This is a genomic window from Butyrivibrio sp. DSM 10294 (assembly GCF_028539135.1).
In the GTDB taxonomy this organism is placed as follows: Bacteria; Bacillota; Clostridia; order Lachnospirales; family Lachnospiraceae; genus Butyrivibrio.
In genome coordinates, this window is sequence record NZ_JANSWL010000049.1 from 108,850 (window position 1) to 131,166 (window position 22,317).

Consider the following 22,317-nt stretch of genomic DNA (forward strand, 5'->3'; position numbering starts at 1 on the left):
TAACACTTAACCATTAGTTAGTATTTAGTCGGTACCCCCTCCAAGGAGCTCTAACAGGCGTTTTCTCTTGGTTCTGGTGTCTCCCTCGATATGAAGTTTGTAATAGATCTGATTGCTGTACTGTTTTACACTTCCCTCTGATAAAAACAGCTTTTCCGCGATCTCGTGATTGGTAAGGCGCTTGGCCATAAGGGCTGCCACCTCCCCTTCTCTTGCAGTGAGTTTGGAGAATACCGTAACCTCCAGGACTCCCGCATTTTTGTTGAGCTCTTTGGCGCAATTGCCCGCTAGCTCTTTTATCCTGCCTATGAAGGCTCCGTGTCTGCCTTGGCAGGACTGCTCATCAAATAACGACTCAAGCCCTGCGTAGTTCTCGGCGAAGGGCATCAGGAGATTGTCAGGCTCAGCCAGTTCCAATGCCTGTAGCAGGACCTTATCCGCTGCCGGGATCTTATGAACCGCATTCAGGCATACAGCTTTCTGAATAAGGAGATATATCTTAACCAGGCAGTAGTTCATCTTGTCGCACACAGCTATCTGCCGGTCTATCTGTCCCAGGATCCTGGTGTACTCCTCCTGAACAATGTACACCTGATTCTCTATCATTTCCGTCATGGGTCTTCCGGGCTCAAGAATATTGACTCTCTCAAGGAGGTGTTCTCTGAAGACTCTCGGTATCTTCTCCGGATCTCCCATAATCGCATAATAATATGCGCAGGAGGCATTCCAGATATTGATAAGTCCTGCATTGTGGTTCTTCTCAATACTCTTTTTCCTCTCCTCAGGCTTCTGGGTAAGTTCATGGTCGGCAAAAAGAGACAGTCTCATGTCCAGGAAGTCGCAGCAGAGCTTCATATTGTCCTGGTCGCATTTGGCGGGCTGAATATAGGCTTTTCCCAGGGTTATGGCGGCGTCCACGAAGTTCCCCTGCATGTACTGCGCTTCAGCTCTCATTATTTTCTCAGCGCCGTAGCCGTGGTAGTTGGTAACACTGTAGTAGTGGGGCATACACTCGTCCATTTCAGCCAGCTCTTTGGCCAATTCCCCGGGCTGTCTGTAGAACATCATAAGAACCGATGGGGAGCCAAAGGTCCAGCCGCCCTTGTTGGTAATACTGATGGCAGGTCTTGTCATCTGCTCACTGGCGCTTCTATGGAGCCTTGACATGGCACTAACGTCATTGAACATGAGAAAACTCATGATAAGATCGCTCTCTCCCTGGAGGTTGCCTCGCTCCTGTGAAGACAACGAGGGATCGTTCTCTATGATATTGGACAGCAGATCCCTTAGTTCCAGCATCTTGGGTATCTGCCTGAAGTTAAACATGCATCGCATAAGGACCAGTATCGTAAAAGGATACCTGGTCAGCGTCTCCACAGGACAATTATCAAGAAGCTGCAGGATCTGCGCCGGTCCCCAGCAGGACAGAAGGATTCCCGCATCTGCCTGAACCACCTGCAAAATAGCATCGTAGTTGCCGCTGTAAGTATATGAAGTAATGGCATGTATGAACTGATCGTGCTGTTCATACCATTCGCCGTACCTGTTTCTGTAATAATCCCTTGCCTGTTTATCAAGCTCTTCAAAAAGCTTTTCTGCGCACTCCTTCATCATATGATGGAATCTGAAGTTCTCGCTGTCGGGAAGTTTTTTCACAAAGGCATTTTGTTTGGACAGTCTCTTTAGGATCTCCGCACTGTTCATGTATCCTGTGATGAACCTTGCCATTTCGGCATTAAACTCATCCGCAAGGCCCATAACTATAAGGAAGAGCCTGATATCCTTGGGAACAGAGTCAATCATAGCCTTAATAAACACTGCGTATATATCTGAGCCACGGCTTGGGATAGTCTCTGAGGACATATAGGTTCGAAGTGCCAGATAAACGGCGGAGAACCACCCCTCTGTGGCATAATACAGCTCATCTATCTGCTCCTGCCGCATATCGAAGCCGCAGCGATGCACATAAGCCGCGATATCCTCTCTCTCAAGTCTTAGGTCATCGGCTGTAATTATGCAGACTTTGCGCCCCAATTGCACAGCCTCAGTGTCACTTATGACAGCCCGACGGCTTGCAAATATTACATGTACGTTGGAAGGAATGCGGCCTGCGACCCTGGACATGAACCCCGGAAGTCTTACCGAGGTCAGAAGATGAAAATCATCCGCGAAAATATAGATCTCCTTTTCGCCGGTCAGATGGCGGCAGGCGGCATCAACCACCATATTGCCGCTGATAAGATCTGTCGGGCAGGGATATTTGTCAAGGAATGTATATCCTTCATATCTGAAGGCATCCTGAACACTTTTCCAGAATACGGCAAGGTTATCGGAATATATGCTGATTCTGATGATGACTGTGTCCTGTTTTTTGGATTTTTCTGCAAGAAAATGATTGATGATCGTGGTTTTTCCATAGCCCATAGGCGCAACGACGGTTGTCAATGCGCTCTCGGGAATCTGTTTCAATACTTTCTGGAGATTTTTAGGTACGTAGGTTGCGCTTAGGCTCTGCTTCCTTGGCATATTTGATACCCTGTTCGAAATTGAAATGACGATAACGGTAGGCAATAAATATTTTATCATTTTATTAGAAAACTTTCCATAGTGTCAGACTATTTAACGTGTTTTCAGACAGGAAAGCGGGCTAATTAATTAAACGAAGCACCTGCATATGGCAGGTGCTCCGCTTGTAAGTAGGAATATATTAAGGTATCAGCACTCCGTTCTCATCGAAGGAATACTTCTTACCCCACTTTGTGATGGTCTCTGACTGTGCTCTATAGCCGTTACCCTTGATGAAGTACTTCTTGCCGTCTACTGTTACCCAGCCGTTCTTAACCTGGTGACCTTTTTCGTTAAAGTAGCAGATTCCCTCATCGAAGGTTACGAAACCTTTCTGAATCACGCCGTCCTCATTGGCATAGTATACTGACATCCACTTGGTGAACCAACCTGTTATAAGCTTACCGTCAGAGCCGAAGTAATAGGTGTTTCCTGCCTCTTCATAGAACAGGCTCCTCTGAAGTGTGCCTTTTTGGTTGAAGAGATAGTAACTGCCGTCAATCTTCTGCACTCCGGTGAGATTAACACCGTCCTTGGTCTCATAGTAGGATCCGCCCCACTTGGTGTACCAGCGGCCGTCTGTGTAGCCAAGGTTCTCTTTTTCCTTGTCCATAGAGTCCTTAACCACTGCGATGAAGCTCATTACAGGGTCGGGATTTCCGGTCTTCTTAACACTTACGGTTACAACGCTGTCTTTTTCAAGTGTGAAAGATACGCTCTCAAGTCTTGCACTGTCTGAGGAGGAAAGGGTGAAGTTCCTTGTGCCGAGTACTGCTCCCTCTTCGTCTGTCACTGTGATCTGCGTAGGTCTTGAAGTGTTCCACCACTCCTGATAGCCTGTGGAAACTGTGTACTCACCGGCTTCCAGAGTAAATGCGTAGTCAATGGTCTTATTTGCGCCTGCCCAGTAGCCGTGTCCGTAGATGTCGCTGCCGGAATTCTTGATTCCAACATCGTAGCCTGAAGAAAGCACGGTGTTCTTGACTCCGGTAAAGCCTGCCACGCCTGATACCGCATAGTCTTCGTCGGCTGCGGCATTTCTTATCTGCTTCTTCAGAACGCTTCTTGCGGTTACGAGGTAGCTTGCCTGCTCATCTCCCAGAACTTCAGCGGATCCGCAGTCGTAGAAGTAGATCATTTTGTCAGGGATCATGCTTACTGTGTGGGTGATGGTTCTGTTATAGTCTGCGATGGTTCCTGTTACTTCATATTCTCCAACTGCCGGAACATTTGTAAGGCTCCAGGTTACGCCCTTTACTGCGTGCTGTCCGTCTGAAAGGACAAGTTCCAGGGTCTTAGGGAGCTTCTCCTCAAGATCTTCTGGTGAATAAGCATAGGCGGGAAGCTCTGTGGAAACGCTAAATACGCCCTTGTTCTCAAGCTCCTCCAGTGTCCAGTTGCTGTAGCTTCTAAGAGCTATCTTATTTCCTGCAAGAAACTCTACAGGGAGCCATACGTAGCGGGATTCGGAGAGGTCTCCGGAATTCCATCTGTCGCCCATGTAGATGAACTTACCTGCTGCCGCATCCACGGGGAATACGCAGGTAGGCTGGGTTCTGTAGGAGGTGTTTTTGCCATCGTCTGTACAAGGATTGTTAACTGTTGTCCAGGGTCCCATCGGGCTGTCTGCGTAAGCATAGCTTGCAGGGTTGGGATCCCATCCTGTACAGCCGGAAGTTACCATGTAGTAGGTTCCGTTGTACTTGAACATTGCGGGCGCTTCTCTTGATGCACCTGCAAAATTGAGTGTAAAGTCTTTGCCTAGTACTGCGTGTTTCTGATCTTGTGCAAGGTATGTGTACTCATCATTGAGCTTGGCCACATACATGTTGGTGTTTCCGTCTGAAGAATAGATGACGTAAGCAGTTCCGTCATCATCCTTGAATACGTTCATATCACGAACGGAGCCCCAGGCATCTTCGGCCTCATCCCAGCTGTGGTCTGCGTTTTCGTCGTAGTTAAGCTTGTAGGCACCAAGGAATTTGAAAGGTCCGTAAGGAGTATCGGATATAGCAACTCCTGCCTTGGCTTTGCCGTAATTGGAGCCTGTGGGATTGGACTTGGTAACTCCGTCGCAGTGCCACCACATTACGTATTTGCCGGTCTTGTCGTTATAGAGGACCTTAGGCCTCTCCATAACGGTTCTGTCTGCTGCGATATTCCAGTAGATCTCCTCAAGCTTGTTGTCGTACCGGGCATCGTCTGCTGCCTGTCCCTTGTAGTCTGCATAGAGCGTGCTGAAATACTCGTCGGTGTCAAAAACGGACAGGTCTGCCTTGTAGCCTTCCTCCTTGAACTTACCATAGTCCTCATCAGCAATAGGTATTGCTCTGAAAGGAACTCCTTCGTCTGTCCAGTTGTAGAGGTCTGTGGAGGTGTAGAGGTGAACACCTACAACAGGCTGATAATCATAGGTCTTATCCTCGCCGTACCAGTAGTACTTGGTTACTCCGTCTATTGTGAACTGCTGTATCTGACCGCCGTGGGCCTGAACCTGCACTCCGTTGTTGTCATAGATAGGAGCGCCCTCCACACCTGTAATTGAGGTGTAGGTGATGATCTCTGCAAGAGCCTCAAATGCTGCCTTCAAATTGTTATATGCCTCTTTGATCGCTGCTGAATCTGTTGATGCATTGTCTATGAGCTCCTGCGCTGCGGTTGCTGCTTCGTTGTAGGCTGCAAGGGTCATTTCTGAGTAGGTCTTACCTTCCATCTTCTCAGCGTATTCCTCAAGGGCCTTGGCAAGGATGTCTGTGGTGTACTCGGGAACCGCTCTTACAATAATGTAGCTAAGAAGCGGGTCAACATAGGAGCTTGTTCTGTTGGTTGCGTATGCATACAGATTAAGCTCGCCGTCTGTTACTTCTACGTTATAGGTTCTCTCTACGAGGGTGCTCTGTCCGAGGTTAAGGCCTGACTCAACTTCTGATCCCTCAAGGCTGTAGCTGATATCTCTTGCGCTCCAAGGGCTCTTGACTCCGATGGTTACCAGGTATTCGTTGCTTGCTCTGTCAGGAAGCTCGAAGCTGTAATAGAGTCCGCTGACACCCTTCTTGTAGGTCCAGCCCTGGTCTGACATGTAGATGTAATTGCCGGTAAGAGTGCCGTTAGCTGAGCCGCCCGCTACTCTTACACCGTAGTCGCTGTTTGCATCATAGCCCCACTTAAGGCCTGTGCCGCCATCTACGGACAGTTCCTGCTCTGTAACTGACTGGTAGAGTCCCAGCTTGTAGTCATCGGGAACAGTTGTGGGATCGGAGCTTCCGCAGTCTACCAGGTACAGGAGATAGTCGTTAGCCGCGATCTCTTTTTCTGTAAAAAGATTGCCATCGGCATCCACGAACTCTGAGAGCTCGGTTACCATCTCATCTACATCGCTCTGAGTTGTTCTTGCATGGAGTATTACACTCTGCGCCTTCTCAAGGAGGCTGTGAAGTCTGTCCTTCTTGGTCTGTGCGTAGCCTGTTGTGTCGATGCTTTGTGCTTTTACAAGTGCTGCCTTGAGCAGATCAAGGTTAAGCTTCTTCTGAACTCTTATGAATGAAAGAACAGGGTCGGGACCTCCGTCTTTTCTTACTGAGAAGGTTACATCAGCTGCATTTTCAAGGCTGAAGCTGTATACGGGTGTGTTCCAGTTGTTCTTGCCGTTCTTGGCGTTGGTCTTGCCAATGAGGGTCTCGGCTTCATCTGTAACTGCGTAGATTGCCATAGGTCTTGACTGGTTCCACCACTCCTTGAAGCCAAAGGTCAGGGTGTAGTCGCCGGCTTCCAGAGGCAGCTTGTAATCGATGCTCTGGTTGGAATATGCATACCAGCCGTATGCCCATGGATCATCATCGGAGTTGTTATATGCGCCGTAGTCCTCAAGACGGCCCCAGGTTCCGTCATACTTCTGATCGGGAACTTCGTTGTAAAGATCTGCATAGGAGTCCATCTTAGGATAAGATGTGTGTCCTACTTCGTTGTCATTACAATCGATGTACCATGCCATATTGGGTTCAACGAACTCGATGGCGCAGGTAACTTCGTAGCCGTAGCCGTCGAGGGTTCCGGTTACTTCTTTTGCTGTAGTAAGATCAAGGCCTTCGGTCTGCCAGGTAACCTTGGCATCGATGGTGTTGTTCTTGCTGGTCTGAACGCTGATTGTCTGCGGAAGTACGGGAGTAGTGCCCTTTGCCGCATAAATAGTGTTCTGAGAAGCCGAAACCACTGTCTCGGCACTGGAATCGTAAACCACATCCTCGATGATGTAGGTTGTGATGGAGTTGGCCTTCATTGTTGCGGTAACGGTCTTGGCTGCGGTGTCTGTGACGATGTTGTCGATGGCTGTTACGTCTGCCCAGTCCTCGCCGCCTTCAAGGGATCCGCTGGTTCTGATGGCTGTTACTTTGCTTCCGATAGCTGAGAAGTCCTGAAGGTTGAACTTCCAGGTCTTGTCCTCGCCTGCGGTGTTGACTGCTACTATAACTACTTTACCCTCTTTGGGGTCAAAAGCGGCTACTGTCTGATCGGAAGAGCCGATGATGGCGTAGCCGGGTCTGATGTATCTGGAGAACTGACCGAAGGCGTAGTATTTTTTGCCAACAAGAAGTTCGTCCGTGTTGTGGTCTGCAATGGCGATGCCCCAGAAGCCGTCGCCGTTTGCAAGCATCTTTTCGATGTCTGACCTCTTGGCTGTATCCCACTTATTGTTGTCATCGATGTGGATGTCTACTGCATCCCACATGATCCAGGCGCTGGGCTCCATGCCGTTTACGTCTGTGATGATTCTCTGGGCAAAGCCAAGACCCGCCTTCATGGCGCCTGCATTCGTGCCGGCTTCGAAGGTTCCGTCTACTTCGCTCATCCAGAGGTTCTTGCCGGCTTCCTCGGAGAGGGCCTTAAGGCCTGCTCTGTTGGAGCCTGAATAGGTGTGCGCATCGATCCTGCCTACAACTGCCTTGGCTTCATCTGAGAGGGCTTTGAAGGAGGTGATTGCTGTGTCGATGCTGGTCTCGTCTGATGCTGAGATTATGATGTCGATGCCTTTTTTCCTGAGCTCGTTATTGAGGGCTATAAGGATTCTGGACTGGGACTCGCCGATATCGAAATGGCAGCCCTCCTGCTTGTTGCTGTAGGCTCCCCAATAATTGGTGTATGGCTCGTTCATAGGTGTGGTGCTCTGGAAGTTAATAACGCCTTCCTGTGCCCAGTGCTCGATAACGTCTGCCATGTAGCAGGCAAAAGCGTTAACGGAGTCTGCGCGAAGGTTGTCCTCGTTTGCATTGGCATTACCTGATGAGCAGCCGCTGACTGTCATGAAATACGGAGGTGAATTGGAGAAGGCTTCACCTATGAACTCATCCCCTGCTGCCTTGGCTGCTGCTATGAGAACGTTCATCTGATTCTTGTCTGCGTCCCAGTTGTAGTTCCAGGCGTAGCCGCAGTCAAAATCAGCTCTTGCGAAATTAGCTGTGTAATAGTCCGCATCATGCTTCTCAAGGTCGATTCTCGTTACGTCTGTGGCATAGCCGGGCACAACGGAGTCAGATCTTGTGATGTGCTCGCCGTGAAGGAAATCACTGCCCTCGGGAAGAACGCCTTCTTCGCCGGACTTAATAACTGCCATTTTGATGTAATCAAGGCACCAGTCTCCGGCTGCGCCGCCGATGTCGATCTTGTTTTTGCCGGCTGCAAGCTCAACATTTTCAAAGGTTACGACGAAGAGCATGTTGTTATTGCCGGAGGCGATGAGGCCTGCGTTAACGACATCTGAGGATGCGGTGTAGATCTTGGGTTCGGAGGAACTTGCAGCGATTATCGGATCCTCTGTTACTTCCTCAAGTTCTACGACTGCGTCTTCGTCAGTGGGCTGAGCTGCGTCGTCTTCTGTCAGAGCTGCTTCATCATTTTCTTTGATGGTTACTTCAGATGCTGCTTCTTCTGTTGTTTTACCTTCTTCTGTTGCTTTTGCATCTTCTGCAGAAGTCTGGTCCAGGTCTGCAGATTCTACTACCAGCTCCTGCTCAGCTCCGTTTTTGTCCTGAGCGTGATCGTAGGTTGCTGAATTCTCCTGTGTGACTTTCATGCTGACACCGCGGGAATTGGTTCCTGACAGTGTGAAGAGCATCTTGACGGTGTAGGTTCCTGCTTCAGCTTCATCTATCACATAGTGAAGATTGCCGCCTGAGCCGGGATCTGCGTCAAGTGCATTGATCCATCCGATGGCATTGAACTCGCCTACGGTTTTACCTGAAGTGAAGCCGAAGTCCGCATCGGATCTGGTAAATGAAACCTTGGAAAGGCCTGTGTTCTTACCAACGCTCATGTTGGAGCCTTCATAGGTAAGGCCCTCATATGAGGTATCGTAGAAAACAGCCTTGTCATTGACTGTAACTTCCGGAGCCTGTCCTACATTGTCACCGCCGCCCACATTGTAGCGGCCGATGGTCATGCCAAGTCCGGTCTCCTTATTATAAAAAGCTTCTGCTGCCTGCTGAGTAAGGCTGTCATTGTAACCTACTCTGTTGGCCCACCAGCAAAGGCTGGTTCCGAAGCCCTGAAACTCGCCGAAGCCGTCGCCGTCAGTGTCGTTAAATACTGACGCATTGGCCGGTGTGAGTTTCACCGTCTTATCCACTTTCACAGTCTCTGCTGCCTGAGCCTCTACTGCAAAAGCACTGCCTGATGAAACGATAGTCGAAAACGCTGTCGTCACACCAAGAACTGTCGATAGTATCCTCCTGAAGTTCCTGTGCATTCTAATACCCCTTTCAATTCTCTCTCATACCCTGCGGACACCATCTGCTGCCCGCTGTTACTCCCTTAGACCGAAATAGCGATAATTATACATTATCGCCATACCGTTCACTTAGAATTGTAGGATTAATTGTAGAATAATACCATATGACAATTTTACTAAAATTTTACTACGAAAATATTGCACTATTATATTTGCTTTACCTCAATCCTTTTCGTACTTTTCCACAAACACTTTACTCTCCCAAAGTGCCTGTCACTTCAACACACTAAGGTGCCTGTCACTATGTCGGACTAAAGTGCCTGGCACTTTAGTCCGACATAGTGACAGGCACCTTAGTGTGTTGAAGTGACAGGCACCTTGTGGTACTGTAATTATCGTACATTTTCAAAAAAGTTATGTTGGGAGTATTAAAAAATGCGAGATAAAATCAGAAGAACTGCGCTCATTCTGTCCGCAGTCATATTGTTTAACCATGCGTTCACACTGTCCAATGTAAGCGCAGCAGAGTCAGATGAAGTAATTCTGTCGGACATTTCAGATGAAGATTCCACGATAACTGAAGAAGGATCAATTATTGTCGGCGAGGATGCCACCGGTGAAGATATCAATATTTTGAATGAAGAGGATGCTCCGGAAGCAGTTTCTGAAGCTGATCCTGATTCTGAAGAGATCACTATAGCAGAGGACGGCGGCGCCTATCCGGATGAGGCTCAGGAATCCGCAGAGCTCACTGAGTACGTCGCGCCTGCCACTAGCGGCAAGTGTGGAACAAATGCCACCTGGTCATACGCAAATCACATTCTTACAATAGCAGGCTCCGGCGATATGGACAATTACACCGAGGAATCACCTGCTCCCTGGGCACCTTGCTGCAAGGGCACCTGCATTAAGCTTGTGATCGGCGATAAGATCACGAGCATCGGCGACTATGCCTTTTACAAGCACGCCGGATTTACTGATATTACAATTGGTAAATCCGTTAAATCTATCGGTGCATATTCTTTTGCATATATATGGAATGGCACAGACAGCATCACTTTCCCCGCTTCCCTGGAATTATTTAACGTGCTGGCTTTTTACAACAGCAACATAGGAAAGCTCACCTTCCTTGGGAATGCGCCGAAGATTACGGACACAGATGATCCTCACAGATTTGTTCGTGTACATACCTTTGTTTATCACACCGGATCAGGCTGGACAGATGAGTATGCCAGACAATTCATATACACATACCTCGGTTTCCCGCTTATTAATGGACAAATAACTCTTTATCCACTTAACAGAAAAAAAGATAACAAATGCGGAGCCGGCATCACCTGGGAGATCAGGGACAGTGAAGCCTATGAGGGCAAGAAAAAGCTGGTGATCTCCGGCACAGGCCCCATGTACGATTACGCCCTTTCAAACGCTGCACCCTGGATCGAACATGAAGATTATAAAAAGGTCAAAGAAATTGAGATTGGCAACGGAATCACGTATCTTGGTAATTTTGCCTTCATCCGCACGGCCGCTGTAAAAAAAATATATATTCCGTCTTCGGTTAAGACAATAGGCGACTATACTTTTTTCAACGCCGACAGCCTTGATTCTTTCTGCGTTGCCCCAAATACATCTTTTGAAAAAATTGGCTCTTATGCCTTCTATTGTTTATCGGCAACGGAGGCACCCGAACTTGCAGCTGCTATCAGGAATACCAAAAGTATCGGAACCTATAGTTTTTTTGGCGCAGAATCCCCGGACCTTGAGCACCTTGAACTAAACGCTGAGACTATTGAACTCAGAGCCTTTAGTAATTCCTGCGTAAAGTCGGTAACATTAGGTAAAAACGTAAGGGCAATCAGGAGTTATGCCTTTGAATCCTGCGATAACCTGACTAAAGTTAACCTTGGAACCGGTGTCAAAAAGATTGAGGAAGACGCATTTTTTGGTATAACCGTTGATACCCTGGACATCCCGGACTCCCTTACCGATCTCAACGATTATGGCCTTCCAAAAGTAAGAAAGCGCATCAATGTGGGCAAAGGCCTTCCCGACTTCTATCCCTTGGAAAGCTGTTTATACGGTCACGAGAATGTTGATATTCACTTTCCATCAGATTGTTTAAAGGGCATAGGTAGACTGGCCTTTAAAAACGCAAACCTTTATTTCCCTGTGAATAATCGCACCTGGTATGAAAGTATTGATAGCCTGACCCCCGGTTATACTTCCAGATTCATCCCTGAGGGTGATCCTGATATTTTCACAGTTAAGTTCGTAACAGGCTGTGACAAGACTCTGAAGGATCAGACAGTGTCCTTCGGAAGCTATGTAAAAGAGCCCTCCATATCAAGCAGTGGTTACCTGTTTGATGGGTGGTACAAAGATTCCGGTTTTAAGACCAGATATGATTTTGGCAAAAGATTATATGAAAATGTGACGCTTTACGCCAAGTGGGTGAAGACAGGCACAAAATCCATTAAGAAGTGCTATATTACAGGTTTTGAGAGCAAAAAGACATATGAAGTCTTTACTGCCGCTACTCAGGATAACATGATTATTTACGCTTCCAAAGCTGATTTTACCGCCAAAAATGCTGCCGGAAAACTGGAAAAAGACAAAGATTATAGAGTGTCTTACCTGAATAATTACAAAGCAGGAACCGCTACTATAGTCATCACCGGTATAGGAAACTATCGCGGCACTATCAAAAAGCATTTTAAGATCCTGCCCTTTGATATTAATGCGGATGGCGGCAAACGGATCAAGGTCGATGCGATCGGAGATGTCCCCTATACAAAGGGCGGCGCAAAGCCATATGTCGTTATTACTCATTGGACAAGCTGGGGTGAAACCATTGGACTTGCAAAGGGAACTGACTACACGCTTTCCTATAAGAAGAATAAAAAACCCGGTAACGCCACAGTTACCATTAAGTTCAAAGGCGATTTCAAAGGCTCTTTGACACAGGACTTCAAGGTTGTCCTTTCAGACATAAGCTCCCTGGAAGCTTCTGCAAACTATGTTTATGCCAAGACCACACCAGGACTTACTGCTCCCAGGATCGCAGTATATGATAAAAACAGGAAAAAGCTTACCGCCGGAACAGATTACATTAAAAAGATCACATATGTTTATGCAGGTAAAACCACTGTACATCGCTATAAGAATCCTAAAAAGAAATCCAAGGGCCTTGAAGACGTTAGTGTTTCCGCGGGAAGCGAGGTCAGCCCTCTTGACATCATCCCCGCAGGGACAACGATTAAGGCCATAATCACCGGTAAAGGAAACTACACCGGAACCAGGACCGTCACTTTTAGAGTAATAAGCAAATGAATATCTGCATAAAAAAACTTGGGGTTTATGGCCCCAAGTTATTTTTTTGCCAGAATTGGTCTTGTGATATGTACGTTGAATACTTCGATCAGCGGCCCCATAAAGAAGGCGGTGATGACTGTTCCGACGCCTACGATTGTCGGTATCTGAAGGACTGCTCCGCCTGACAGGAGGAATAATGCAATGCCCAGAGCTATGCAGCACAGATCCGTGATGATCCTGACATACTGGAACTTGCCTTTTTTCCAGGTGTTTACGATGATAAGAGCGATTGCATCATAGGTTGATACTCCAAGATCGGCTGTCATATAAAATGCAGAGCCGAAACACAAGATCACGACTCCAACAACCAGACATATAACTCTCACTATCATTGACGGCTCCACAATCACCGTCTGCAGAAATTCATAGGTAAACTGCGTGATATAGCCTAGCAGAAACAGATTGATGAACGTCGCGATTCCGATATAATGCCTGTCAAAAACCAGCGCAAACAACAGCATCACCGCATTTGTGATCATATACAGCGTTCCGAACCTGATCGGAACCAGCGCATCCAGTCCCGCCATAAACGACTGGAACGGATCCACTCCCAGCGCCGCTATCTTGAATATTCCAACGCTAATAGCGCAGGTGATAACTCCAAATAGCGACATTGCGATCCTCTTCTTCAAATTTTCAATTTTCATTTTTACTCCTTTTTTTCACACTGCCACGTTCCATGAGGGTTGTGGGGATTAGTGTTGTGAAGGGAATATTTACATATCCGCCGATGAGTTTACCCAGGGCTTCCACTGCTGCCCTTGCCATCTCATCCATGTAAATATGGATTCCGGTGATGGGAGGCTGCATGTAGGAGGCAAGGACTGTGTCGTTGTAGCCAAGGACGCTGATGTCCTCAGGTACCATAAGTCCTGCATTCTGAACAGCCTTGATTGCACCAAGGGCCGTAGCCTCGTTGTAGGTAAAAAGAGCGGTAACCTTGTCCTCTTCTTTTCTCAGATTATTGTCACCTGTGATAAAAGCAAGGATCTTCTCTGTGGCATCGCGGGCGGTTCCTGTTACTTCTATGGTCTCGGGCTTAACTGTATCTCCGTACTGACCTGTCAGAACTCCAAAAAGTCGTCTTCTCTCCTCGGGAGCTGAAACAGCCTTGGAGTCCCTTGAGTTCACCGGTCCCACAAAAGCAATATTTCTATGGCCCTGACGAACCAGATAATCCACACCCTGACGCACTCCGGTCTCATAGTTAGTCTTAACCGAGCAGTAGCGCTGCTCATCCGGGGATGAATCCATAAACACGATCCGCTCCGTCTTTTTCCTCATGGCACTTATACGCTCGTCGGAAAACTGCCCTATGGCAATAATACCGTCCACAGGCTTCCCCATATTCTTGTACTCTCCGGTCCCGGAGTCAAAATGCATGGGAACTGCCTCTATCTCTTCCTCCATACAGGCCTTTTCCACGTTATTCTTAAGATACATATAGTAGGCATCTTCAATCTGCTCGCCAACGCTGAGCATCTCGACAATTCCTACCCGGGACAGCTTGTGAAGGCCTTTTTTCCTGGCTTCCTCCACACGTTTTCTCTCAGATCTTGTCTTATAATTCAGCTTGCCCGCGGTTTCAATTATCAGCTCCCTTGTGGCCTCAGGAACAGACAACGTGTCGTCCTCGTTGAGAACCCTGGACACCGTTGCAATTGAAAAACCGCACTCCTGCGCAATTTCCTTAAGTGTTGCCATGCTCTTTGCTACTCCCCTTTGGATTCGCATCTACTTAATTTTCAATGGTAATTATAACGTGAGTTTTTATCAATACGCAAACCCCATGCAACTCGTCCGATTTTTACAAACTTAACGCACTATAAATGTTGTTATTGAACTACCCTTTACCAGAGCGGTAAACGTGTTACCGGTGATCTCAGTTCCAATGCTGTCTGAAACATCCGCCCAGTTCTCGTCCTTGCTGGTGCGGATCGCTGTGATTGAGCCGCAGCCCACATCAAATTTAGAAAGATCAAATTCCCACTTGAGGTCGTCGGAGTTCGTATTAATCGCAACAATAACTGCACTGTTGTCAGCCTTGTTAACTGCTGCCACAGTAAAGTCCGAAGATCCCACCAGTGTGTAACCGGGTCTGATATATCTTGAAAACTGTCCGTAGGCATAGTATTTCTTGCTAAGAAGGAGCTCCTGCGCATCATGATCAGCAATGGCGATTCCCCAGAAAGGAGTTCCCTCCTCAATGATCTTGTCCGCCTCAGCTCTTGTGCAGGTATCAAACTTGTTGTTCGTATCCACATGAAGATCCACCGCATCCCACATGATCCAGGCACTGGGCAGCATTCCGTTAAGATCCTGTCTGATAGCATCCGCAAATCCAAGGGCTGCGCTCATTCCGGTCTCTTTTTTGCCGATGGAATAGGTTCCGTCCACCTCGCTCATCCACAGGTTAACGCCACCTTCCTCAGCAACATTCTTAAGCATGTCGCGCTGAGTTCCCTGATAGCTGTGGGTGTCAATTCTTGTCACCACCTCTTTTGCCTCGTTAGTCAGGTTCTTGTAGGACATTATCGCAGCCTCAATACTGGTCTCGTCGGAGGCGCAGATAATAATATCGATACCCTTGTTCTTCAGCTCCTTATTAAGCTCAACCAGTATCCTTGACTGGGACTCACCCTGGGAAAAATGGCATCCCTCCTGCTTGTCACTCCACATCTTCCAATAGCTGGTTGCAGGCTCGTTCATAGGATCCACGCTCTGAAACTTCATCACGCCCTCACTTGCCCAATGCTCAATAACATCAGCCATATAGCAGGCAAAAGCGGTATAGGAGTCCTCCCTCAGGTTATCCACCGAAGGATCCTCCCCGCCGGAAGTACATCCCGAAACTGTCATGAAATACGGCGGTGAGTTGGAAAAAGCCTCTCCGATAAACTCATCCCCTGCTGCCTTGGCCGCAGCAATCAGTACGTTCATCTGGTTCTTGTCCGCATCCCAATCATAATTCCAGGCAAAACCGCAGTCAAAATCTGCCCTTGCGAAATTCTCTGTATAGTAATCCTTGGAATTCTTGTTCAGATCAATCTTCGTAACATCTGTGCAATAGCCCGGAACCACAGAATCAGAGCGCCTTATATGCTCTTTGTGCAAAAAAGGATTCTCCTCCTTCATGGCAGCTGTAACATCCTCTTGGGTCACATTGTCGCCGCCGCCCACATTGTAGCGTCCGATGGTCATACCAAGCCCTGTCTCCGGATTGTAAAAGGCCTCTGCGGAAGCCTGTGTCAGCACATCGCTGTAACCGCATCTGTTGGCCCACCAGCACAGAGACGTACCGAATCCCTGGAACTCTCCGTAGCCATCTCCATTGGTATCGTTAAAGGTGGAAATCTTACTTGTATCAAGTTTGATCGTCCTTGCAATTTCCATAGCATCAATCCTTTCCTGATCTGCAGTATCTTCCGTCGTATCTCCCGAAGTCTGTTCTTCTCCATTCTCGGCCTCCGCCGCACCAACCGCATCAGCACTGTCTCCCGAGCCATCTGTTTCCACTGCGCTCTTCCCGCTATCAACACCGCCTTCAATTCCCGATGCGCTGCAGCTCGCCACCGTTCCGGCAACCATCAGTCCGCACAGCACAAGTGCCACTATTCTCTTAGTCTGTCTTTTCATAAATACTTACCTCGTAAAAAAACTCATTGTTATATACACTATAACCCACCCTCGACAGATTGCAAACTCCTCCGAAAATCATAAAAAAATGAGCCTCCTTCCGAAGACTCATTTCTCACATTCTTGTCAGTATTAGATTATTTCTCGAACTCTGCTGCCACATTCTTAAGAAGTGCCCTGATTTCCAGGTGCTGAGGACATACAGCTTCGCAGCCGCCGCACTCGATGCAGGCGCTGGCCTTGCCGCTGTCCTTGGTAACCAGTCCGTAGTACATGTTCTGATTCCAATCGTTGAATATCTTCTTGGTATTCATACATGCGAACAGCTCCGGGATCTTGATCTCCATCGGACAATGATTCTCCTCAACGCAGTAATGGCACGCTGTACAAGGAATCATATCAAGGCCCTTGTAGATAGCGGTAACCTTGGCAATGGCGCCCAGCTCCTCCTCGGAAAGAGGCTGGAAATCCTTCATATAGGAAACGTTGTCCTTCATCTGAGCCATATCGCTCATACCGGACAGAACTATGCGGATGCCCTCCTGGTGCGCAGCGAAGCGGATTGCGTAGCTGGCATTGGAAAGTCCCGCGCCAAGATCATCAAAAACCTTCTGGGCAGCCTCAGGGAGCTTGACCAGTGTTCCGCCCTTAACAGGCTCCATTACGATGATGGGCTTGTTGTGCTTGCGACACACATCATAGACCTTGCGGCTCTGTACAGAAGGATCATCGTAGTCCAGATAGTTGAACTGGATCTGAACGATATCAACTTCCGGATAGGTTGTAAGGATCTCATCCAGAACCTCTGCCCTGTCATGGAAGGACAGTCCCACGTGCTTTATCTTGCCCTCTTTCTTAAGCTCAAAGGCTGTCTCATAGGCCCTGCACTTCTTGAAATGCTGGAAGTTACCCGCATTCTGCGCATGCATCAGATAGAAGTCAAAGTACTCAACGCCACAGGCATCAAGCTGACTCTGGAAAAAAGGTCTGATGTCAGCCTCTGTCTTGAAATAAGGCTCAGTAAGCTTGTCTGTCAAAAGATATTTATCTCTTGGATATCTGTCTGTCAGCGCAACCTTAATTGCCTTCTCAGACTTGCCGTCGATATAACCGTGCGCTGTATCAAAATAATTAAAACCATTCTCCAAAAAGTAATCCGTCATCTCCTTGAACTGCTCGATATCTACCTCCGAGCCATTCATGGGAAGTCTCATACATCCAAAGCCAAAGAATGTTTTGATTTCAGGAAAAGATTTGTCCATTGCTTGCCCTCCGAACATGAATAAATATGCTTGTATTTGCCTCTCCTACGTCCCTACATTTTACCATAGCAAAACCCAACTTAGACATCAGCATTTTTATCCAAAAAAATGCATTTTCATTAGTTATTATCACCATAGCGTCATGATAAATATTATCGAAATTTAATATATTTGTTATATATGATTATGTACTGTTTGATATAATATAAATTGACCCATTCGGGAATTAATAATTCATTTTTTGTCATATGAAAAGGAAGTTATATGGACAACATTCCACTTTCGGCTGTATTTGAAAATCTGCTGGATCTAAGCCCCGCCGGTATCTTCTGGAAGGATAAGGAGAGGCGTTTTCTTGGTGCCAACAAGACTTTTCTTGATTACTACGGCATCGAATCCGTTGATGAACTGATAGGCAAAACAGACGAAGACATGGGCTGGCACATTGACCCTGAGCCCTACCGGGCTGCGGAGCTACGTGTTATCAATCAGAACGAGGTTTCCTCCAAGGTTCCGGGTAAGTGCATCGTACAAGGTAAGGTCCGTCAGCTCCTGGCAACCAAGCACCCTCTTATCTATAACGGCGAAATCGTAGGACTTATCGGGTATTTTGAGGACGTGACAGATCAGCTGGCTGAGCGCGACAGATTATCCACCCTTTGCCAAACCGACGAACTCACAGGTCTCTTGAACCGCAGAGCCTACATGGAGATTGCCTCCCAGTACAAGACCCAGTACGACAAAGACGGAACAGATTTTGTTCTCTACATGCTGGATTTCGACAACTTCAAAGCCATCAACGACAACTATGGCCACGAATATGGGAACCTCATCCTTCACTCCGTCAGCAAAGCTCTTACCATGGCGGCCTCCGACAACTCCGTTCTGTTCCGCTACGGCGGCGATGAATTCGTTATCCTTCACCAGTACAAGGACCTGGATGACATAGATATTCTGGAAAAAAAGCTCGTAAAGGCCGTTCAGATTCCCAGAAATATAGACGGAATCAACATCTCGATAAAGGCCTCCATTGGACATTCCTGTTTCTCAGAAAGCGGATATCTCTCCTCAATGATAGAGATAGCTGACAGACGAATGTATGAAATGAAGGCAGAACATAAGAAGAAAGATAGTTAACAAAAAGGAGCCGTTCCCAACAAAGGAGCGGCTCCTGATACATTACAGTGTCAGACTTCCTGCGCAGATAAGTCTGCCCGAACGTCTGTCGAAAAGAAGTATATCTTTTCCTCCGATATTTATTTTTTCTTCCTGTCCGATCTGGTACAGGGCATTGCCGAAGATTACTCCGGTCAATAGAAATTCCCCAACTCTGAGTTTCAAAGTAGATTCCATACCTGTGGGCATTGCACCGTATATGGTAGCGTCTATCTTGCCGTTTTCATCAAGGTCGATGGCCTCGGGGCGGATACCGATCACGAAGTCCTCGTCTGTTATAACGGGCTCATCTGTGATACTGTCATCCTGCTCCTCAACCTTCTGAACATGGTATTTGAATACCTCATCCTTGTTGCTCTTTTCAACGGCTCCCTTCTTGGAAAGTCGCTCTTTTTCAGCAGCGGCCTTGTCCGCAATGTTCTGATCTCTTACATGTCTCCAGGCATTCATATCAAGTGCGTACTCAGGATTAAACTTAACCTTGATATCACCTAGGATCTTAAGGCTAAGGCTGCCGTCCGGCTCCTGCATTCCCTTGGCATCCACGAAGTTCATGGAAGGATTGCCAACAAAGTCTGCAACAAAGAGGTTCGACGGACGATTGTAAACCGTAAGGGGAGGTGCATACTGCTGCAGCACACCGTTACTTACGAGGCAGATCTTGGTAGCAAGGGTCATGGCTTCCATCTGATCATGTGTAACATATACGAAGGTGGAACCGGTCTCCACATGGAGTCTCTGGAGCTCATATCTCATCTCAAGACGAAGCTTGGCGTCAAGGTTGGAAAGAGGCTCGTCCATGAAAAGAACCTGCGGCTCGGGGGCCAGTGTCCTTGCGATCGCAACTCTCTGCTGCTGTCCGCCTGAGAGCTCTGCGGGGTATCTGTCCATGAACATTCCGATCTTGACGATGCGGGAGCAGGACCTTACCCTTGAATCGATCTCTTCTTTTGTAAGCTTTCTGTTTTCAAGAATCGGGATTCCGTTCTTGGTCACTTCGTACTTGTCATTCAGGTCTTTTCCGTCTTTTGCATAGCCGGCCTTGATGTCTGAAAGTTTTTTCTCATACTCTGAAAGAGCGGTCTTGGCTGCTGCCTGAGGGTCTGATGCAGTGTGGATTCCAAGGGCAAAGAGCTCTTTTGCCGTATAGATTGAAAGGCTGTAGTTATCAATGAGCTTCACGTAAGCCTTGTTCTCATCGAGCTTGCCGTTCTTGTCTCTGCATTCTTCTATTACCTCTTTTACCTTATGACCGTTTGCAAGGGCTCTTATCATGTCCCCTGCCCTCTTGGCGGGAACGTCCAGGATCGGCATTTCCTCGTGGATGTTCTTAAGGCCAAAAGAGATGTTCTCATATACTGTCATGTTGGGCCAAAGTGCGTAGTTCTGAAACAGGAAGCCGACTCTGCGCTTGTTGGCGGGAACGTTGATTCCTGCGTTTGAGTCAAACACAACTTTGTCGCCAATGGTGATGCGGCCTTCTGTGGGAGTCTCAAGACCTGCGATCATTCGAAGGATTGTGGTCTTTCCACAGCCTGACGGGCCAAGCAGTGTGATAAAAGAATTATCGGGAATATCGAGGCTTACATTATCAACGCCAAAAAATTTTCCCCAACGCTTTGTGATATTTTCCAATTTAATTTCCGGCATGATCATTTTCCTCCTATGCCACTGTCAAGGCTTGCGCCAGTCAGCTTGTTTACCAGTGTGTTAAATACAAGAATTGTTATGATGAGGATGAGGTTGATGGCACTTGAGAAGGCGTACAGTCCCATTTCATCAAAGTAGTCAAGTGTTGTTGACAGGATAAAGCCCTGGGTGCACAGAAGCAGGAACAGGGACAATTCACGAAGGCAGGTCATGAACGGAAGCAGGTACCCGCTTATGATGGATGACTTCTGAATAGGAATAATGATCCTTGTCATTCTCTTTATCCACGATGTATTCATGATTATTGCTGCTTCCTCCAGTTCTCCCGATATCTGAAGCATGGAGTTAAGTGAACTTCTGGAAGCGAAAGGTATGTATTTTACTACACCTGCAATGATCAGAAGTGTATATGTGTTAAACAGATTAATGTGCTCGTTGGAGAACAGGATGAAGAATGCGGCTCCAACAGCGATGGAAGGCATAAGGTAAGGCAGGAAGGCTACGTTGTTCACATAGTTTGCCCACTTGTTCCTTCTCTTTTTTGCAACGGCGTAGCCAATCAGAGTTCCGATGGTTCCTGCGATCAGAGCGCACACAACTGCCAGAAACAGGGTTCCGAAGAAGGCGTGCCAGATGGTCTTGTTGTACAGGATACCGGGCTGACCGTACATGCCGTTTTCTGTGATATTCTCGTTTGTTACCCACCACTTGGTTGTGAGGTGCGCCAGATTTCCCGAGTACAGGAAGCTGTAGTCACCGGGGTTGGGAAGGAAGGTCTCCAGGGCGAACAGCACGATGGGCCAAATACTTGTGAAGAAGGTGATGATGATAAAGATGATTCCCACGATGTATTTGCCGGCTTTGCCGATGGTGAGCTTGGTGAGCTGACCCGATTTACCCGTAACAGTGGTGTAGTTCTTGCGGCTCCTAAGGCTGAGCTGATTCATTCCAAGGATAAGAACGCCGAAGATCATCATGATGATGGCAAGGATACTTGCTTCACCGGTGTACTTACTGTTCATTGAAATGTACTTGGTGGAAAGTGTGGTAAGGTTCAGGTAATGCGGAACCGGGTAGCTTCCCATGGCGCTTCCGAACACCAGAAGTATGGTGGATAGGATGGCGGGTTTGATCATAGGAAGGGTTACCTTGAACATGATCTTCCACTTGGGTGTATCAAGGATTGTGGCTGCTTCCTCCAGGTTGGCGTCCATATTTTTGAAGATGCCACCGATGAGGATGTAGGCAAAAGGCGCATAATGAAGGCCCAGAACCATGGCACTTGGGAATACGCCCTGACACCACCAGTGAGGAAAGTAAACATGGAAGATGGCGGCCAGAAGACCGTCGGAGGTTCCCGTTACCTTGTTTGAATAGAACATGTGCTGCCATACAACGGCCAGTGTCCACTGGGGCATGATGTATGGGAAAATAAAGATCGAGCTTAAGTACTTCTTGAACTTCATATCGGTTCTTGTTACCAGGAAGGCGAAGAGTCCGCCGAAGAGGATCGATATGCAGCAGGTAAGTACTGAAAGAATTACCGTGTTAAGCAGGGGGTTCCATAGATTGGTCCTTGCCAGCTTACTGGTAAAAAGATCTGTGTAGTTGACGATTGTGTATCCGGTGGTTCTCTTGGTCAGATGCTGATCGATGGTTCCCGGATGGATTGCAAAGGTATCTTTTACGATTGCTATTATTGGTGCGACGGTACTGAAGGTAAGAACAATCCCAAAAAGCAGGAGTATTATATTTTGCGGTTGGGAAAACCAAGTCTTAACCTTATTCTTAAAAATCGCACTCTTGTCTTTTTTTGCGATTGCCTCCATTTTATCCCCTTTACTTGTGAAAATGTAACGAATTCATATGGGTCAGGTCACTGTAGACGACTAAAGTGGCGCTTTTTGCTACTTTAGCCGGCTATAGTGCCTG

At 47.5% G+C, this 22,317-nt stretch carries 10 protein-coding genes; 2 read left to right on the forward strand and 8 right to left on the reverse strand.

Features of this window, described 5'->3' with window-relative positions:
- Window positions 1-24: 24 nt before the first annotated feature.
- On the reverse strand, window positions 25-2,526 hold the full coding sequence (locus NXH67_RS04450) for a helix-turn-helix transcriptional regulator (protein ID WP_272796551.1): 2,502 nt from the start codon (window positions 2,524-2,526) through the stop codon (window positions 25-27).
- A 181-nt stretch (window positions 2,527-2,707) separates the two neighbouring features.
- Window positions 2,708-9,304: an Ig-like domain-containing protein gene (locus tag NXH67_RS04455; RefSeq protein ID WP_272796552.1), complete on the reverse strand. Its 6,597-nt coding sequence runs from the start codon at window positions 9,302-9,304 to the stop codon at window positions 2,708-2,710.
- Between the two features lie 417 nt (window positions 9,305-9,721).
- Between NXH67_RS04455 and NXH67_RS04460 the strand changes: the two genes are divergently transcribed.
- A complete protein-coding gene (locus NXH67_RS04460) occupies window positions 9,722-12,619 on the forward strand; it encodes a leucine-rich repeat protein (protein WP_272796553.1) in 2,898 nt (965 codons plus the stop codon).
- 38 nt (window positions 12,620-12,657) lie between these two features.
- On the opposite strand, the gene NXH67_RS04465 is transcribed toward NXH67_RS04460, so the two are convergent.
- The 4 genes from NXH67_RS04465 to NXH67_RS04480 form a co-directional block, all read right to left on the reverse strand.
- A complete protein-coding gene (locus NXH67_RS04465) occupies window positions 12,658-13,308 on the reverse strand; it encodes a YczE/YyaS/YitT family protein (protein WP_022777429.1) in 651 nt (216 codons plus the stop codon).
- Entirely contained in the window at window positions 13,298-14,365 is a 1,068-nt protein-coding gene (locus NXH67_RS04470) for a LacI family DNA-binding transcriptional regulator (protein ID WP_272796554.1), read from the reverse strand. Before NXH67_RS04470 ends, NXH67_RS04465 begins: the two co-directional genes overlap by 11 nt.
- Window positions 14,366-14,476: 111 nt before the next feature.
- Entirely contained in the window at window positions 14,477-16,297 is a 1,821-nt protein-coding gene (locus NXH67_RS04475) for a glycoside hydrolase (protein ID WP_022777427.1), read from the reverse strand.
- A gap of 137 nt (window positions 16,298-16,434) precedes the next feature.
- Window positions 16,435-17,559 (reverse strand): aldo/keto reductase, encoded by a 1,125-nt coding sequence (locus NXH67_RS04480; RefSeq protein WP_272796555.1) that lies wholly within the window; start codon window positions 17,557-17,559, stop codon window positions 16,435-16,437.
- Window positions 17,560-17,823: 264 nt separating this feature from the next.
- On the opposite strand from NXH67_RS04480, the gene NXH67_RS04485 reads away from it, so the two are divergent.
- On the forward strand, window positions 17,824-18,696 hold the full coding sequence (locus NXH67_RS04485) for a sensor domain-containing diguanylate cyclase (protein WP_272796557.1): 873 nt from the start codon (window positions 17,824-17,826) through the stop codon (window positions 18,694-18,696).
- A 42-nt stretch (window positions 18,697-18,738) separates the two neighbouring features.
- Here NXH67_RS04485 and NXH67_RS04490 read toward each other — a convergent pair whose 3' ends face one another.
- Both NXH67_RS04490 and NXH67_RS04495 read right to left on the reverse strand, forming a co-directional pair.
- Entirely contained in the window at window positions 18,739-20,385 is a 1,647-nt protein-coding gene (locus NXH67_RS04490; protein ID WP_026668566.1) for an ABC transporter ATP-binding protein, read from the reverse strand.
- Between the two features lie 2 nt (window positions 20,386-20,387).
- Window positions 20,388-22,214, reverse strand: coding sequence for an ABC transporter permease (locus tag NXH67_RS04495; protein ID WP_022777422.1), 1,827 nt, complete (start codon window positions 22,212-22,214; stop codon window positions 20,388-20,390).
- Between the last annotated feature and the right edge of the window lie 103 nt (window positions 22,215-22,317).